The organism is Methylobacterium sp. E-012 (genome assembly GCF_057836545.1).
Genome location: NZ_JBYQEY010000001.1, coordinates 56,052 through 72,129 on the forward strand (window position 1 = coordinate 56,052; position 16,078 = coordinate 72,129).

The window sequence follows — 16,078 nt, forward strand, 5'->3', positions numbered from 1 at the left end:
ATACAACCACGCCACCCGGCGGAACGGCCGTATCGGGAAAGATTCAGCTTTGCATACAGCAGGATAGCGGGGAAGCCCGCCGTCGGCGCGGACGGGGAGGCTTCGCCTTGCGAGCCCGTGGCGGGCTTCTTATATCGCCTTCGACGCGGGATTGCGCGCTGGGTTTCAGCCGTTCACGGCCCTTGATCCGGCCCGGGTCCCATACTCACATCACTCCCGGACACCGCCATGGGCCGAGCTGCTTCGGGGCTCGGCGGTCTGCTTGAACGCGACGAAAAGAGGGATCCCGCCATGGGTAAAGTTATCGGTATCGACCTGGGCACCACCAATTCCTGCGTGGCCGTCATGGAAGGCACGCAGCCCAAGGTCATTGAGAATTCGGAAGGCGCCCGCACCACGCCGTCGATCGTCGCCTTCACGGATGACGGCGAGCGGCTCGTCGGCCAGCCGGCCAAGCGCCAGGCGGTCACGAACCCCGAGCGCACGTTCTTCGCCATCAAGCGTCTCGTCGGCCGCACCTACGACGACCCGATGACCCAGAAGGACAAGGGCCTCGTGCCCTACACGATCGCCCGCGGCGACAACGGCGACGCCTGGGTCGAGGCCGACGGCAAGAAGTATTCGCCCTCGCAGATCTCCGCCTTCACGCTGCAGAAGATGAAGGAGACCGCGGAGTCGCATCTCGGCCAGCCGGTCACGCAGGCGGTCATCACGGTCCCGGCCTACTTCAACGACGCCCAGCGTCAGGCCACCAAGGATGCCGGCAAGATCGCCGGCCTCGAGGTGCTGCGCATCATCAACGAGCCGACCGCGGCGGCGCTCGCCTACGGCCTCGACAAGAAGAAGGCCGGCACCATCGCGGTCTACGACCTCGGCGGCGGCACCTTTGACGTGTCGATCCTCGAGATCGGCGACGGCGTGTTCGAGGTGAAGTCCACGAACGGCGACACCTTCCTGGGCGGCGAGGACTTCGACAACCGGATCGTCGAGTACCTGACGGCCGAGTTCAAGAAGGAGCAGGGCATCGACCTGACCAAGGACAAGCTCGCCCTTCAGCGCCTGAAGGAGGCCGCCGAGAAGGCCAAGATCGAGTTGTCCTCGGCCACCCAGACCGAGATCAACCTGCCCTACATCACCGCCGATCAGACCGGCCCGAAGCACCTCGCGCTGAAGCTCAGCCGGGCGAAGTTCGAGTCCCTGGTCGACGATCTGGTGCAGCGGACCATCGAGCCCTGCCGCAAGGCGCTCAAGGACGCGGGTGTCTCGGCCGCCGAGATCGACGAGGTGGTGCTGGTCGGCGGCATGATCCGCATGCCCAAGATCCAGGAGGTGGTGAAGTCCTTCTTCGGCAAGGAGCCCCATAAGGGCGTCAACCCGGATGAGGTCGTGGCGATCGGCGCCGCCGTGCAGGCGGGCGTGCTCCAGGGCGACGTCAAGGACGTGCTGCTCCTCGACGTGACCCCGCTGTCCCTCGGCATCGAGACGCTGGGCGGCGTGTTCACCCGGCTCATCGACCGCAACACCACGATCCCGACCAAGAAGTCCCAGACCTTCTCCACCGCCGAGGACAACCAGAACGCGGTGACGATCCGGGTCTTCCAGGGCGAGCGCGAGATGGCGGCCGACAACAAGCTGCTCGGCCAGTTCGACCTCGTCGGCATCCCGCCGGCCCCCCGCGGCATGCCGCAGATCGAGGTGACCTTCGACATCGACGCCAACGGCATCGTCAACGTGACGGCCAAGGACAAGGCGACCAACAAGGAGCACCAGATCCGCATCCAGGCCTCGGGCGGCCTCTCGGATGCCGATATCGACAGGATGGTGAAGGACGCCGAGGCCAATGCCGAGGCCGACAAGAAGCGGCGTGAACTCGTCGAGGTAAAGAACCAGGGCGAGAGCCTGGTCCACGCCACCGAGAAGTCGGTCACCGAGTACGGCGACAAGGTCCCGGCCGCCGACAAGGGCGCGATCGAGACCGCGATGACCGCGCTCAAGACCGCGCTCGAGGGCGAGGATGTCGAGACCATCAAGGCCCGGACCACGGACCTGATGCAGGCCTCGATGAAGCTCGGCGAGGCCATGTACGCCGCCAACCAGGCGGGCGGCCCTGAGGCCGGCGCCGAGGCGCACGGGGCCGAGAAGAAGGACGACGTCATCGACGCCGACTTCCAGGAGGTCGACGACAAGGACCAGAAGAAGCGCGCCTGAGGCGCGGGTCCGAGACGGAGGCGCGGGGCCGGAGCGATCCGGCCCCGCCTTTGCTTGACTGGGGCCGTTGCGCGGCCGCCGCGGAGCATCGGAGAGGGCCCGGACCGGACCGCGGGGGACGTCCGGCCCGTGCTAGAGCATCGTCCCGAAAGGTGGCTGCCGGCTTTCGGAAAAGACGATGCCGAGCAGAAAGCTAGCGCGCCGGGCCGGTTCCGGTATCCGGTCCGATGCGCTAGAGCGCGACGGTGCGTCAGTCCGGTCAGCCTGCGCGTGATCGCATCCTGGCCAGGCCGCGGTGGACCAAGCGGGCGGCGCTTCGGGACGCAGCGGCGCTCAAGATTGTCCGGAGACGGGGTGGGATGTCGAAACGGGACTATTACGAGATCCTGGGGGTCACCAAGACCGCCACGGAGAGCGAACTGAAGGTCGCCTTCCGCAAGCTCGCGATGACCTATCATCCCGACCGCAATCCCGGCGACAAGGACGCCGAGATCAAGTTCAAGGAGATCAACGAGGCTTATCAGTGCCTCTCCGACGGGCAGAAGCGCGGCGCCTACGACCGCTTCGGCCACGCGGCCTTCAGCCAGGGCGGCGGCGGACCCGGATTCGGCAACGAGTTCGGCGACTTCATGTCGGACATCTTCGACAATTTCTTCGGCGACGGGCGCGGCGGCGCCGCCCCCCGGGGACGGGGCGGCGCCCCGGGCCGCGAGCGCGGGGCCGACCTGCGCTACAACCTCGAGATCACCCTGGAGGAGGCCTACGCGGGCAAGGCCGAGACCATCCGGATCCCGACCTCGATCACCTGCGAGGCCTGCGACGGGTCCGGCGCCAAGCCCGGCTCGAAGCCGCGGACCTGCCAGACCTGCGCGGGCTACGGCCGGGTGCGGGCCGCGCAGGGCTTCTTCGCCATCGAGCGCACCTGCCCGAACTGCCACGGCCGCGGCGAGATCGTGGACGATCCCTGCACCGCCTGTCAGGGCGCGGGCCGGGTCAACCGCGAGCGCACGCTCTCGATCAACGTGCCGGCCGGGGTCGATGACGGCCTGCGGATCCGGCTCGCCGGCGAGGGCGAGAGCGGCTTGCGCGGCGGCCCGCCGGGGGATCTCTACGTCTTCCTGTCGATCAAGCAGCACGAGTTCTTCCAGCGCGACGGCGCCGACCTGTTCTGCCGGGTGCCGATCTCGATGGTCACCGCCGCCCTCGCGGGCGAGATCACCGTGCCGGTGATCGACGGCACGCAGACCCAGGTCCGGATCCCTGCGGGCACGCAGACCGCCAAGCAGTTCCGGATCAAGGGCAAGGGCATGCCGGTGCTCCGCGCCCGGGAGGTCGGCGACCTCTACATTCAGGTCTTCGTCGAGACCCCGCAGAACCTGACCAAGCGCCAGCGCGAGCTCCTGCAGGAATTCGATCAGTCGGCCTCTCCGGAGAACCACCCGGAATCGGCGGGCTTCTTCTCGAAGGTGCGGGACTTCTTCGGGGGTGCGGTTCGTCCGTAAGGCCGGATCCGAAACCCCGGTGGCCCGTTATGCAAGCGGCCCCGGCGTGGCTTGCGTACCCTAGGCGCCGTCCCAGCTTGACTGTAAGACAGCGACCTATCGGAACTTTCATTCCCATCCGGGCTCGAGGAATCCAGGACTTGCCGCCGCTCCGCCGTCCCACCGCGAAGGCTCCTGCCACCCGGAGCGCGATTTTCGGGCCGCGGCGCGACCCCCTGGAGGACGAGGCCCGGTTCCTGCGCTCCTGGCTGGAGCGCCCGCTGGTCACCGGCGCGGTGACGCCGTCGGGCAAGATGCTCGCCCGCACCATGGCGTCCTACGTCGATCCCCGCCGGGACGGGCCGGTGGTCGAGCTCGGCCCCGGGACCGGTCCGGTCACCGAGGCGCTGATCCGGCGCGGCGTCGCGCCCGAGCGCCTGATCCTGGTCGAGTTCAACCCCGATTTCTGCAGCCTCCTGACCCGCCGCTTCCCCGGCGTGACGGTGATCCGGGGCGATGCCTACGACATGCGGGCGAGCCTCAGGGACGTGCTGGCACAGCCGGCCGCCGCCACGATCTCGAGCCTGCCGCTGTTCACCAAGCCGCTGGAGCAAAGGCTCGATCTGCTCAACACCGCCCACGACCTGATGCAGGCGGGCGCGCCCTTCGTGCAGTTCACCTACGCGGTGGTGCCGCCGATCCCGGCCCGGTGCGAGGCCGGCAGCTACACGGCCGACCGCTCCAACCGGGTCTGGCTGAACCTGCCGCCCGCGCGGGTCTGGGTCTACCGCCGGCCCTGAGCCTGAACGCGGCGCGCGCGTCCAGACGCGCGTCAGTCCGCACCGCCGCCAGGGTCGGCCGTCGCTTCAGCCCTGCTCCGGCACCCCGGCGCCGGTGAGCGCTTTGAACCGGTTCGGCTGCGCGGCGAGCTTGCGCAGGGCGGCGACGGTGGCGGCGGCTTCCGGGGGGGTCATATCCCGGCGCAGCACCGCCTCGGCATCGGCGAAGCGGCCCTTCAGCCCGAGCACCAGGGCGAGATTGGCGCGCACGCGGGCATCGGCACCGGGCTGATCGCCGGCGAGCCGCAGGGTCTGCTCGGCTTGGTCGAGGTTGCGCGAGAGCGCGTAGGACAGGCCGAGATTCGACAGCAGCGAGGGTTCGTTCGGCCGGATCTTGAGGGCGGCCTCGTAGAAGCCCTGCGCGCGCACCTGATCGCCGAGTTGCGCGGAGGCCGAGCCCTGCGCCGACAGGATGCGCCAATCGGGCGCGGCCGGGGAATGGGCGTTGGCGAGCACGTCGATCGCCTCCCGGTAGCGCCCGACCTCGACCAGCGACTTGCCGTAGGCGCCGAGCAGGAACGTGTCGCGCGGGTTGCGCAGGGCCGCCTGCTGCAGCACCGCCGAGGCCTGGCTGATCTGGTCGTTGGCCCGCAGGGCGCGGGCATAGGCCAGGGCCGCGCGGCCATCGGCGGGATCGGCGTTGTAGCGCTCGGCCAGGGCCTCGAGATTCTGGTGCGGCGCCGCAGGGCGGTTGCCGACCGCGCCGATCGAGCCGGTGGTCTCGGGCCCGGAGGTGTTGCAGCCGGCGAGACCGAGGCCGACCAGGGCCAGAGCCAGGGCGGCACGGCGTCCGGCGCGAACCTCGTATCGGGCGATCCGGAACAGGGCCGTCATCATGGGTCGCTCCGCCTCCGGATGGGCCGGGGGCTCTGGCCCGCGCTTCACCCCTCCGGCCGGCCGGTGATAGAGCGTTAACCCTAACCACCGGTTAAGCCGCACCCGCCGCGGCGCGCGAGGGGCACATGATCCAGGCCGAGACCCAGGCGACGACGCCCGCCCTGCTGCCCGGCGACGCGCCCGCCGTGCCGGTGACCCTGGTCACCGCCGGATCCTGGGCCGCGGCGCAGGCCGCCCTGGACCCCGCCCAGCGCACCTTCGCGCAGGCGACCGGCTTCGAGCCGAAGGCGGGACGCCTCGCCCTGCTGCCTGGACCGGACGGAAGCCTCGCGCGGGTACTGTTCGGCCTCGGCGATCCGGAGGCCGCGGCCTATGACCGGTTGCTCGTCGGCAAGCTGCCCGGCCTGTTGCCGGAGGGCAGCTTCCGCCTGGAGGGCGCCCCCGAGCCCGCCGAGGCCGCCCTGGCCTGGCTGATGGGGAGCTACCGCTTCGGCCGCTACCGGTCCGGCGGGGGCACCAAGGCACGGCTCGCGGCGCCGGCTGGCATCGACGTGGCCGAAGTGGAGCGGATCGCCGCAGCGGTGGCGCTCGGCCGCGACCTGATCAACACGCCCGCCAACGCCATGGGCCCCGCCGAGATCGAGGCGGCCGCCCGGGCGCTCGGGGAGCGCCACGGCGCCTCCGTCGCCGTCACGCAGGGCGACGCGCTCGCCAGGGAGTTCCCCCTGATCCACGCGGTCGGCGTCGCCTCGCCCCGGGCGCCGCGGCTGATCGACCTGACCTGGGGCGAGGCGGCGGCGCCGCGGGTGACCCTGGTGGGCAAGGGCGTGGCCTTCGACACGGGCGGGCTCGACCTCAAGCCGTCCGCCGCGATGCTGCTGATGAAGAAGGACATGGGCGGGGCCGCAGCCGCCCTCGCCGCCGCCGCCATGATCATGGGCGCCGGGCTCCGGTTACGCCTGCGGGTGCTGATCCCCGCGGTGGAGAACGCGGTGGCGGGCGACGCCTTCCGCCCGGGCGACGTCCTGGCGAGCCGGGCCGGGCTCAGCGTCGAGATCGGCAACACCGACGCGGAGGGCCGGCTGATCCTCGCCGACGCGCTGACGCTGGCCGAGGCGGAGAGCCCGGAGCTGCTCCTCGACTATTCGACGCTGACCGGCGCGGCCCGGGTGGCGCTGGGGCCGGACCTGCCGGCCTTCTTCACCGAGGACGAGGCCCTGGCCGGTTCCGTCGCCGAGGCCGGCCGGCGCGCCGTCGACCCCGTCTGGCGGATGCCGCTGCACGCCCCCTACGCGAGCCTGCTGGAGTCCAAGATCGCCGACCTGAACAACGTCTCCGGCGGCCCGTTCGCCGGGGCGATCACCGCGGCCCTGTTCCTGCGCCGGTTCGCGCCGAACACGAAGGCGCACGGCCATTTCGACCTCTATGGCTGGAACCCCTCCGCCAAGCCCGGACGTCCGGAGGGCGGCGAGGTCCAGACCGCGCGGCTCACCTACGCCCTGCTCAAGGCGCGCTACGGGGCCTGACCGCGGCGTCAGCCGAATCCCGCCTGCCGCAGGAGGACCCCGGCGCCGGCGCAGAGCGCCAGGACCGGCAGCGTACCGAGCCCGAACCGGAAGACCGCGAGGATCGCCGCCAGCGTCAGCAGCAGGGCCGCCGGATCGAGGCTTCCCGGCACCGGCCAATCGAGGCGCAGCGGACCGAGCGGCACTGTCTCGACCTGCCGGAACAGCGTCCGCAGCCCGAACCAGACCGCGAGGTTCAGGATCACGCCCGCCACCGCGGCGGTGATGGCCGAGAGCGCCCCCGCGAGGCGGCGGCTGCCGCGCAGGCGCCCGATCAGCGGGGCGCCGGCGAAGATCCAGAGGAAGCAGGGCACGAAGGTGACCCAGGTGGTGAGGAGCCCGGCGAGCGTCCCGGCCAGCAACGGCGGCAGAGCGCCGGGCGCGCGAAACCCGGCCAGGAAGCCCACGAACTGGAGCACCATGATCAGCGGGCCGGGGGTCGTCTCGGCGAGGCCGAGCCCGTCGAGCATCTCGCCGGGCTTCAGCCAGCCGTATTGCTCCACCGCCTGCTGCGCGACGTAGGCGAGCGCCGCGTAGGCGCCGCCGAAGGTCACGAGGGCCATCTTGGAAAAGAACAGCGCCACCCGCCCGAAGACCGGCGGCACGCCGGGCAGGACCAGCAGCGCCGCCACCGGCAGCAGCCAGATCGCGAGCCACAGCGCAGCCATGCGCAGCGAGTCCGCCGCGCCGACGCGCTCCCGCGGCAGCATCGCCGCGCCGACGCGGAAGCCGGCCTCGTCCGCACCCGGATCGGCGGCGACCGGATCGGCACCGCGGCGGCGGGCGAGGCCCGCGAGGCCCGCGGCGATCACCACCAGCGGAAACGGCACAGCCAGCACGAACAGCGCCAGGAAGGCGGCGAGCGCGACGATCCGGTCGGTCCGGCGGCGCAGGGCGCGGCCTCCGAGGCGCCAGAGGGCGTGGAGCACGATCGCCAGCACCGCCGCCTTCAGGCCGAAGAACAGGCCGGCGACGGCGTCGACATGGCCGTACAGCACGTAGAGCCAGCTCAGGCCCATCACGGCGAGGAGGCCCGGCAGCACGAACAGGCCGCCCGCGACGAGCCCGCCCGCCGGCCCGTGCATCAGCCAGCCGATATACGTCGCGAGCTGCTGCGCCTCCGGCCCGGGCAGGAGCGTGCAGAAGCCGAGCCCATGGAGGAAGCGCCGCTCGGAGATCCAGCGCCGCTCCTCCACCAGGATCCGGTGCATCACGGCGATCTGGCCGGCGGGACCGCCGAACGACAGGGCCGTCACCCGCAGCCAGACCGGGACGGTCCCAGCGAGGCTCGGCGCGGCGCTCAGGCCGTCAGCGGCAGCCCGGTCTCGATCAGGCGCGCCCACAGGGAGGCTCCGTAGGGCGCAGCCGCGTCGTTGAAGTCGTAATGCGGGTGATGGAGCGAGGCACTGTCGCCGTTGCCGATGAACATGTAGGCGCCGGGGCGGCGGCCGAGCATGTACGAGAAGTCCTCGGCGGTCATCATCGGCGCCACGGCCCGATCGACGTTTGCCCCGCCGACCAGCGCCTCCGCGACATCGGCCATGAAGTCCGTCTCGGCCGGGTGGTTCTCGGTGACCGGATAGCTGCTGCCGAACTCGGTGACGCCGGTGGCGCCGAAGGCCGCCGCCACCTCCGTCACCAGCGTCTCGATGCGTCCCCTGATCTGCGCCCGCACCGCCTGCGAGAGCGTGCGCATCGTCCCCCGCATGGTCACCGTCTGCGGTAGCACGTTGAACGCCTCCCCGGCATCGAGCGCGCAGACCGAGACCACCGCCGACTGCAACGGGTCGAGGTTGCGCGACACGATGCTCTGCAGGGCGATGATCACGTGGCTGGCGACCAGCACGCTGTCGACGGCGTTCTGCGGCAGCGCGGCGTGGCCGCCCCGGCCCTCGATGATGAGGGTGAAGCGGTCGGTCGAGGCCATGATCGGGCCCGGCCGGATCGCGAAGGTGCCGACCGCCATCCCGGGGATGTTGTGCATCCCGTAGACCGACTCGATGCCGAACCGCTCCATCAGCCCGTCCTCGACCATGGCGTCGCCGCCGCCGCCGCCTTCCTCGGCCGGCTGGAAGATCAGCACGGCGGCGCCGTCGAAATCGCGGGTCTCGGCGAGGTACTTGGCGGCCCCGAGCAGCATGGCCGTGTGTCCGTCATGGCCGCAGGCGTGCATCTTGCCCGGCACGGTGGAGCGGTAGGGCAGATCGCGCACCTCCTGGATCGGCAGCGCGTCCATGTCGGCCCGCAGGCCGATGGCGCGGTTGGACGACCGGCCGCGCCCGCGGATCACGCCCACCACCCCGGTGCGGCCGATGCCGGTCACCACCTCGTCGCAGCCGAACGCCCGGAGGCGGTCGGCCACGAACCCCGCCGTGCGCTCGACGTCGTAGAGGAGTTCGGGATGGGCGTGCAGGTCGTGCCGCCACGCCTGCATCGTGCCGGCGAAGTCGCGGATCCGTTCGAGGACGGGCATGGCTCTGGGCTCTCAACGCCTTCGGGTCTCGGCAGGAGCAGCAAAGCCGGGGCCAGAGCCGCCGTCAACGGTCGCGCGCGGGGACGCCGGCCGTCCACGCGCGTCCGGGACCGGCCCGCTTCACGACCCGGTAAGCCCGTGATGCGACCATGCCGCCGAGCCCGGGACCCCTGAATGACCAGCCTTGTCGGAACGCCGCCCGTCCGCCGCGCGGGGGCGGGGCGCTCGCCCTTCGACAGCCCGGCCGTCCTGGTCGCGCTGGCCCTGGTCGCCCTGTTCGGCCTCTACGATCCGCGCGGCCTCGCGCCGATCGTCGACGGGCTGCGGCTGCCCGATACCGACGACATGATGCGCCTCGTCGGCGTGCGCGACCTCCTGGCCGGCCAGGGCTGGTTCGACAGCGTGCAGCACCGGATGCTGCCCCCGGCGGGGATCGCCTCGCACTGGTCCCGCCTGATCGACCTGCCGATCGCCGGCCTCGTCCTGGCGCTCACGCCCCTCCTCGGGGACACGCTGGCGGAGGCCGCCGCCGTTTCCCTGTGGCCGGTGCTGCTGTTCCTCCTCTACGGGGTGCTCGCCGGCCTCGGCATGCGCCGGCTGTTCGGTTGGCGCGCGGCTCTGCTCGTGCTGTTCGTCGCGCCCCAGACCGCCGTGTTCCTGAACGTCTTCCGCTTCGGCCGGATCGACCACCACAACGCGCAGCTCTGCGCCATGCTGGCGATCGCCCTGGCACTGGCCGATCCGGCCCGGCGGATGCAGCGGGGCCTCGCGGCCGGGCTCGTCGCCGGGCTGTCGCTGGCGATCGGCCTCGAGACCGTGCCGGTCATCGCGGCGGCCGGTCTGCTGCTCCTGGCGGACTGGATCGCCCACGGGGAACGCGCCTCCGGCATGCTCGCCGGGTACGGGGCCGGCCTGTTCGGGGCGAGCCTCCTGTTGTTCGGCGTGCAGACGGCACCGGCCCTCTGGGGCGTCCCGGCCTGCGACGCGCTGTCCCCGCCCTGGCTCCTGCTCGCGGCGGGGGCGGCAATCCTCGGCGGCGCGGCCCTGGCGGCGGATGGCCGCGGTCTCGGCCGGACCGGGCGCTGCGCCGTGGCGGCCGTCGTCGGCGCGGCGACGGTGGCCGGGTTCGCCGGGATCGCGCCGGCCTGCCTGGCCGGCCCGTTCGCCGGCATGGATGCCCTCGTGCGGACCGCCTGGCTCGATCAGGTCGACGAGATGCGCGCCTTCCCGCAGATCCTCCGCAGCCAGCCGGACGTGGCCTTGTCCAACATCGCGCCCCTGGTGGCGGCGGCCCTCTATGCCGGGGCGATGGCGATCCGCGAGCGGGCGCCGGACCGCCGCCGCTTCTTCGTCGTCGTGGCAACGCTGATCGCCCCGGGCACCCTGATCGCCCTCGGACAGGCGCGGGGCCTCTACATCGCGGGGGCCTTCGTGCCCCTCATGGGGGCGATCGCCCTGGACCGCGCCATCCTGGCGCTGCGGGGGCCGGTGTCGAGCCTGCACCGGATGGCCCTGATCGTCGTGGCCCTGACGATGCTCGGGAAGGTTTGGGCCATCGCCGCCGAGCAGCCCGCGCGCCTCCTGGAACCGGCCGCCATCGGGGCGCAGACGGTGGCCGACGGGAACTGGAAGGCCTGCACCGCGCCGGCCGCCTACGCGGCGCTCGACCGCCTGCCGCCGGGGCTCGTGCTCGGCGCGATCGATCTGGGGCCGGCCATCCTGCTGATGACCCATCACACGGTCGTCGCCGCGCCCTACCACCGCAACGGCGTCGGGTTGCGGGCCGCGATCGAGGCGTCGGCGGGTTCGCAGGCGACCGTGCGGCGGGTCGCCCGGGAGCGCGGCGCCGACTATCTGCTGCTCTGCACATCCGCCCTTGACGGGGCCGAGGCGGGCGGCCCCGAGCCCTTCGCCACCAGCCTCGCCCGCGGCACCGCACCGGCCCCGGACTGGCTCGCGCCGGTCGGCGACATGCCCGGCGGTTCGGCGCTCAGGGTATGGCGCATCCGCGGCGACTGAGCCGGGGGTTTTCCGCGCGCGCTATGGACCTCCACGCTCAGGCTGTCTTGGGAACGGCCGTCGGCATCGCGCCGCCGGCGTGGCGCAGGCGGAGGGCGTTGCCCAGGACGAAGACGCTGGAGAACGCCATCGCGCCCGCCGCCAGCACCGGCGACAGGGCGGGGCCCCCGAACGGCACCAGCAAACCCGCCGCGATCGGGATCAGCGCCGCGTTGTAGGCGAAGGCCCAGAACAGGTTCTGCCGGATATTGGCCATGACGGCCCGCGAGAGCGCCAGCGCCTCCACCAGGGCGTCGAGGGCACCCGACATCAGCACCACATCAGCGCTGTCCACGGCGATGTCGGTGCCGGTGCCGATGGCCAGCCCGACATCGGCCTCGGCGAGCGCGGGCGCGTCGTTGATGCCGTCGCCCACGAAGGCCACGGGGCCGTGCGCCGCCCGGAACTGCCGGACCGCCTCGACCTTCCCGCCCGGCAGGACCCCCGCGGCCACGAGGTCGATGCCGAGGCTCCGGGCGACACCGGCGGCGGCGCCGGGATCGTCGCCCGTCACCATCGCGACGGTGAGACCCTGCGCCTTCAGGGCCGCCACCGCCGCACGGGCGCCCGTCTTCACGGGATCGGCCACCGCGAGCACGGCGGCGTGGCGGCCGTCGAGGGCGAGGTGGATGGGGCTGCGCCCCGCCTCGGCCAGGAGACCGGCCCGAACGTCGAGGTCCGGGTCCCGGGCGATGCCGAGCCGGTCGAGGTAGCGCGGCGCGCCGAGCGCGACGTCCCTCCCCGCGACCCGGCCCGAGACGCCGAACCCCTCCACCGCCTCGAAGCGCTCCGGCTCGGGCAGCACGAGCCCGCGCCCGCGCGCCGCCGCCACGACGGCCTCCGCCAGGGGATGCTCGGAACGCGTCTCCAGCCCGGCGGCGAGGGCCAGCGCCGCGTCCTCGGCGATCCCGGGCCGGACGTGGAAGTCCGTGAGCCGGGGGCGGCCCTCGGTCAGGGTGCCGGTCTTGTCGAGGGCCACGACCCGCACGTCGCGCAGGCGCTGCAGGGCGGCACCGTCGCGGAACAGCACGCCCCGGGCCGCCGCCCGGCCGGTGCCGACCATGATAGCGGTCGGGGTGGCGAGGCCCATGGCGCAGGGGCAGGCGATGATCAGCACCGCCACGGCGTTGACCAGGGCGGTCCCCAGAGCGGGCGCCGGGCCCAGCAGCAGCCAGCCCAGGAAGGTCGCCGCGGCGATCCCGATCACCGCCGGGACGAAGCGCCCGGTCACCCGGTCGACCAGGGCCTGGATCGGCAGCTTGCCGCCCTGCGCCCGCTCGACCATGGCGGTGATCTGCGCGAGCACGGTGGCGCCGCCCAAAGCCTCGACCCGCAGGTCGAGGCTGCCGCGGCCGTTGAGGGTGCCGCCGACCATCCGGTCGCCCAACGCCTTGCGGACCGGCGCCGGCTCGCCGGTGACCATGCTCTCGTCGACGTGGCCGGTGCCGGCCACCACCACGCCGTCGGCGGCGACGCGCTCGCCCGGGCGCACCCGGACCACGTCGCCCAGGCGCAGCGCGGCCAGCGGCACATCGGCTTCGGCGCCGTCGCGGACCACCCGGGCGGTCTTGGGCGCGAGGTCCATCAGCCGGGCGATGGCCGCGCCGGTCCGGCCCTTGGCGCCGGCCTCGAGGGTCCGGCCGAGCAGGATCAGCGTGACGATCAGCACGCTCGCCTCGAAGTAGAGATGCGCCGCGCCGGCGGGCAGGAGGCCGGGCGCCGCGACCGAGACCAGGGAGTAGAGGTAGGCGGCCCCCGCCCCGAGGGCGACGAGGGCGTTCATGTCCGGGTGGCCGCGGAGCAGGCCCGGGACGCCGCGCACGAAGAAGCGCCGGCCCGGCCCGGCAAGCACCAGGGTCGCCAGAACCGCCTGGACCAGCGCCGTCACCCGGCCGCCGTGCAGGCCGGGCAGGACGTGACCGCCCATATCGAGGACCACGACGGGCGCCGCGAGGAGCGCGGCCACGATCAGGTCGCGGCGCAGGGCCCGGCCCTCCTCGGCCCGGCGGGCGGCCGGATCGACGGGCGTCGCGAGATCGAGGGGGCGGGCCTCGTAGCCCGCCGCCGACACGGCCGCGACGAGGTCGGGGATCGCCACCAGCCCCTCGGGGTGGCGGATCGCGGCGCGCCCGGCGGCGAGGTTGACGCTGGCGCCGGTCACCCCCGGCACCGCCGCCAGCGCCCGCTCGACCCGGCCGACGCAGCTCGCGCAGGACAGGCCCTCCACCGCCAGCAGGCTCTGCGCCTCGGGCACCGGGTATCCCGCCTCCGCCAGCGCCGTCGCGGCCTCCAGCGGGCCGGCGCTTCCGCCGAGGACGAGGCTGGCCCGGCCGGTGGCGAGGTTGACGGCGACGTCCCGGGCCCCCGGCAGAGCCGCCAGCGCACGCTCGACGCGCCCGACGCAGGAGGCACAGGACATCCCCTCCACGGGGATGTTCAGGGCGACAGATTGCGGGCGGGCGGCGGAGGTGAGCGAGGCGTCCATGCCCCATCAGATGGGGATCCCGGGGTGGGGATGGTCAAGGGTGGGCACACGCGGAACCGCTGGCGCGGCTTTTTCCTGCGCCGGGTCCCGGATCAGGTTCCGCTGCGCTCCCCCTTTCCCGGGCGCATGGGGCGAACGCGGGATGCGCCCCGGGATCCCGTGCAGGATGGGCCGCGGGAACGGCTCCGTTTCCCCGACCGATCCTTGTCGGATCGCTGGCCTTCGGCCAAGCTCGTCCCGGCGCCGGGACTTGGGGGACGACATGGCCGAACCGCTGACGATCTACGGCGATCCGGGCTCCGGGAACTGCGTGAAGGTCAAATGGGTCGCCGCCCATCTCGGCCTCCCGGCGACCTGGCGCGACGTGGACGTCCCGGGGGGCGGAACCCGCACCCCGGAATTCCTGGCGCTCAACCCGGCCGGGCGGGTGCCGATCGTCGTCTTCCCCGGCGGCGAAGTGCTGTCGGAATCGAACGCCATCATCGTCTACCTGGCGGAGGGCTCCGCCCTCGTTCCGGAGACGCCGTTCGACCGGGCGCGCATGCTGCAATGGATGTTCTGGGAGCAGTACAGCCACGAGCCCTACATCGCGGTTCGCCGCTACCAGCTTCATTTCCTCAAGCGGTCGCCGGACGCGCTCGACCCGAAGCTCGCGGAGCGCGGCGCGGACGCGCTGCGGCTGATGGAGGCGACCCTCGCACGCACCGCCTTCATGGCCGGTCCGACGCTGACCCTCGCCGATGTGGCGCTGGTGGCCTACACGCGGATGGCGCATGAAGGCGGCTTCGACCTCGCGGATTATCCGGCGGTCCGGGCCTGGATCGGCCGCGTCGAGGCCGGGCTCGGGATCGGGCCCTATGGTGCGCCGGCCTGATCGAGCACCGCCGGCGCGGCGGCGGCCCCGTAATCCGGCAGGCTGACCCGCACCACCGTCCCCTCCCCGACCGTGCTCTCGATCGTGAGCCGGCCGCGGTGGCGGTTGAGGCTGTGCTTCACGATGGCGAGCCCCAGGCCCGTGCCGCCGCGCGCCCGGCTGGAGGCGACGTCGACCCGGTAGAACCGCTCGGTCAGCCGCGGGATGTGCTCCGGCGGGATGCCCGGCCCGTCGTCGGTCACCGACAGGACGATCCGGCTGCCGAGCCGGGGGTCGTTCTCCCGGGTCAGCCCGACGCCGATCCGGCCGCCGCCGTACTTCACGGCGTTCTCGATGAGATTCTCGATCACCCGGGTGAGTTCGTCGGCATCGCCCGGGACGCGGTAGGGCCCGGCGCCGTCCTCGAACCGGATCGTGGCGCCCCGGGCCTCGGCGGGGGGGCCCTGCGCGTCGACCATCTGGCGGGCGAGCGCCCCGAGATCGACCACGCCGGTGGGCGCCACGTGCTCGCGCAGCTCGATCCGGGACAGCGACAGCAGGTCGTCGATCAGCCGGGTCATGCGCAGGGCCTGGACGCGCATGATCTCCAGGAAGCGCTCCCGGGCCTGCGTGTCGGCGCGGGCGGGGCCCTGCAGGGTCTCGATGAAGCCGATCAGGGTGGCGAGCGGCGTGCGCAGCTCGTGGCTGGCATTGGCGACGAAATCGACCCGCATCGCCTCCAGGCGCCGGGCCGAGGTGAGGTCGCGCAGGAACAGGAGCGCGCTGACGCCGGACCCGTCGGGCATCGGCAGGGCGCCGATCTGCACCTCGAAGGTCCGCTCCAGGGGGACCCGGGTCGACAGGGCGACCCGGCGCGGCATCCCCGAACTCAGCACCGCCTCGACGCTGTCGAGGACCTCCGGATCGCGCAGGGCGAAGGACAGGGGCCGGCCATGGTGCAGGGCCGGCAGCAGCGCCCGGGCGGCCGGGTTGGCCTCCACCACCAGGGTGCGCCGGTCCACCAGGATGACCGGGTCGGGGACGTGGGTGAGCAACGCTTCGGCGACCGCGTGACGCGGCGCCGTCGCCGTCGGTCGGGGCGGCGATTTCGCCGCGCCGCGTGAACCCAGCCAGCCGCCGATGGCGGTCGCGCCGAGACCCGCGAGGATCAGCGGGAGGTCGAGGTGCCCGGCAAGCGCGGCGGCGAGGCCGAACAGGCCCGCGGCGGTCGCGGCGCCGATCCAGGCTCGGGAGCTGCGCAGGCGGTCGGACATCGCCG

General features: G+C 72.9%; 11 protein-coding genes. 6 read left to right on the forward strand and 5 right to left on the reverse strand.

The annotated features are described in order from the left end of the window. Window positions 1–291 precede the first annotated feature (291 nt). From dnaK to AC3IF1_RS00270, 3 genes are all read left to right on the forward strand, one after another. Entirely contained in the window at window positions 292–2,208 is a 1,917-nt protein-coding gene (dnaK, locus tag AC3IF1_RS00260) for a molecular chaperone DnaK (protein ID WP_243971636.1), read from the forward strand. Between the two features lie 359 nt (window positions 2,209–2,567). Beyond that, window positions 2,568–3,710 carry a molecular chaperone DnaJ gene (gene dnaJ, locus AC3IF1_RS00265; RefSeq protein ID WP_489214948.1) on the forward strand — a complete coding sequence of 381 codons (1,143 nt, stop codon included), beginning with the start codon at window positions 2,568–2,570 and terminating at the stop codon, window positions 3,708–3,710. Between the two features lie 140 nt (window positions 3,711–3,850). Continuing rightward, the gene (locus tag AC3IF1_RS00270; RefSeq protein ID WP_489214950.1) at window positions 3,851–4,489 is read left to right on the forward strand and encodes a class I SAM-dependent methyltransferase; all 639 of its coding nucleotides are present in this window, start codon (window positions 3,851–3,853) and stop codon (window positions 4,487–4,489) included. Between the two features lie 66 nt (window positions 4,490–4,555). Here AC3IF1_RS00270 and AC3IF1_RS00275 read toward each other — a convergent pair whose 3' ends face one another. After that, window positions 4,556–5,365, reverse strand: coding sequence for a CDC27 family protein (locus AC3IF1_RS00275; protein WP_489214952.1), 810 nt, complete (start codon window positions 5,363–5,365; stop codon window positions 4,556–4,558). Window positions 5,366–5,490: 125 nt separating this feature from the next. On the opposite strand from AC3IF1_RS00275, the gene AC3IF1_RS00280 reads away from it, so the two are divergent. Beyond that, window positions 5,491–6,891 carry a leucyl aminopeptidase family protein gene (locus AC3IF1_RS00280; RefSeq protein ID WP_489214954.1) on the forward strand — a complete coding sequence of 467 codons (1,401 nt, stop codon included), beginning with the start codon at window positions 5,491–5,493 and terminating at the stop codon, window positions 6,889–6,891. 8 nt (window positions 6,892–6,899) lie between these two features. On the opposite strand, the gene chrA is transcribed toward AC3IF1_RS00280, so the two are convergent. Continuing rightward, the gene (gene chrA, locus AC3IF1_RS00285; RefSeq protein WP_489214956.1) at window positions 6,900–8,273 is read right to left on the reverse strand and encodes a chromate efflux transporter; all 1,374 of its coding nucleotides are present in this window, start codon (window positions 8,271–8,273) and stop codon (window positions 6,900–6,902) included. After that, the gene (locus AC3IF1_RS00290; protein WP_489214958.1) at window positions 8,231–9,403 is read right to left on the reverse strand and encodes a M20 aminoacylase family protein; all 1,173 of its coding nucleotides are present in this window, start codon (window positions 9,401–9,403) and stop codon (window positions 8,231–8,233) included. Before AC3IF1_RS00290 ends, chrA begins: the two co-directional genes overlap by 43 nt. A gap of 174 nt (window positions 9,404–9,577) precedes the next feature. Between AC3IF1_RS00290 and AC3IF1_RS00295 the strand changes: the two genes are divergently transcribed. Continuing rightward, window positions 9,578–11,422, forward strand: a complete 1,845-nt coding sequence (locus tag AC3IF1_RS00295) for a hypothetical protein (RefSeq protein WP_489214960.1) — start codon at window positions 9,578–9,580, stop codon at window positions 11,420–11,422. A gap of 37 nt (window positions 11,423–11,459) precedes the next feature. Here the strand turns inward: AC3IF1_RS00295 and AC3IF1_RS00300 are convergent, their stop codons facing one another. Then, window positions 11,460–13,946: a heavy metal translocating P-type ATPase gene (locus AC3IF1_RS00300; protein WP_489214962.1), complete on the reverse strand. Its 2,487-nt coding sequence runs from the start codon at window positions 13,944–13,946 to the stop codon at window positions 11,460–11,462. Window positions 13,947–14,208: 262 nt separating this feature from the next. Here AC3IF1_RS00300 and AC3IF1_RS00305 point away from each other — a divergent pair, with 262 nt between their 5' ends. Further along, the gene (locus AC3IF1_RS00305) at window positions 14,209–14,820 is read left to right on the forward strand and encodes a glutathione S-transferase family protein (protein ID WP_489214964.1); all 612 of its coding nucleotides are present in this window, start codon (window positions 14,209–14,211) and stop codon (window positions 14,818–14,820) included. Here AC3IF1_RS00305 and AC3IF1_RS00310 read toward each other — a convergent pair. After that, window positions 14,802–16,073, reverse strand: a complete 1,272-nt coding sequence (locus AC3IF1_RS00310; RefSeq protein ID WP_489214966.1) for an ATP-binding protein — start codon at window positions 16,071–16,073, stop codon at window positions 14,802–14,804. The two genes, AC3IF1_RS00305 and AC3IF1_RS00310, sit on opposite strands and share 19 nt — an antisense overlap. Window positions 16,074–16,078: the final 5 nt, after the last annotated feature.

Coding starts and splice junctions, on each gene's coding strand:
- AC3IF1_RS00280 (WP_489214954.1), top strand. CDS start 5,491: ATGATCCAGGCCGAGACCCAGGCGACGACGCCCGCCCTGCTGCCCGGC.
- dnaJ (WP_489214948.1), top strand. CDS start 2,568: ATGTCGAAACGGGACTATTACGAGATCCTGGGGGTCACCAAGACCGCC.
- AC3IF1_RS00290 (WP_489214958.1), bottom strand. CDS start 9,403: ATGCCCGTCCTCGAACGGATCCGCGACTTCGCCGGCACGATGCAGGCG.
- AC3IF1_RS00305 (WP_489214964.1), top strand. CDS start 14,209: ATGGCCGAACCGCTGACGATCTACGGCGATCCGGGCTCCGGGAACTGC.
- dnaK (WP_243971636.1), top strand. CDS start 292: ATGGGTAAAGTTATCGGTATCGACCTGGGCACCACCAATTCCTGCGTG.
- AC3IF1_RS00275 (WP_489214952.1), bottom strand. CDS start 5,365: ATGATGACGGCCCTGTTCCGGATCGCCCGATACGAGGTTCGCGCCGGA.
- AC3IF1_RS00300 (WP_489214962.1), bottom strand. CDS start 13,946: ATGGACGCCTCGCTCACCTCCGCCGCCCGCCCGCAATCTGTCGCCCTG.
- AC3IF1_RS00295 (WP_489214960.1), top strand. CDS start 9,578: ATGACCAGCCTTGTCGGAACGCCGCCCGTCCGCCGCGCGGGGGCGGGG.
- AC3IF1_RS00310 (WP_489214966.1), bottom strand. CDS start 16,073: ATGTCCGACCGCCTGCGCAGCTCCCGAGCCTGGATCGGCGCCGCGACC.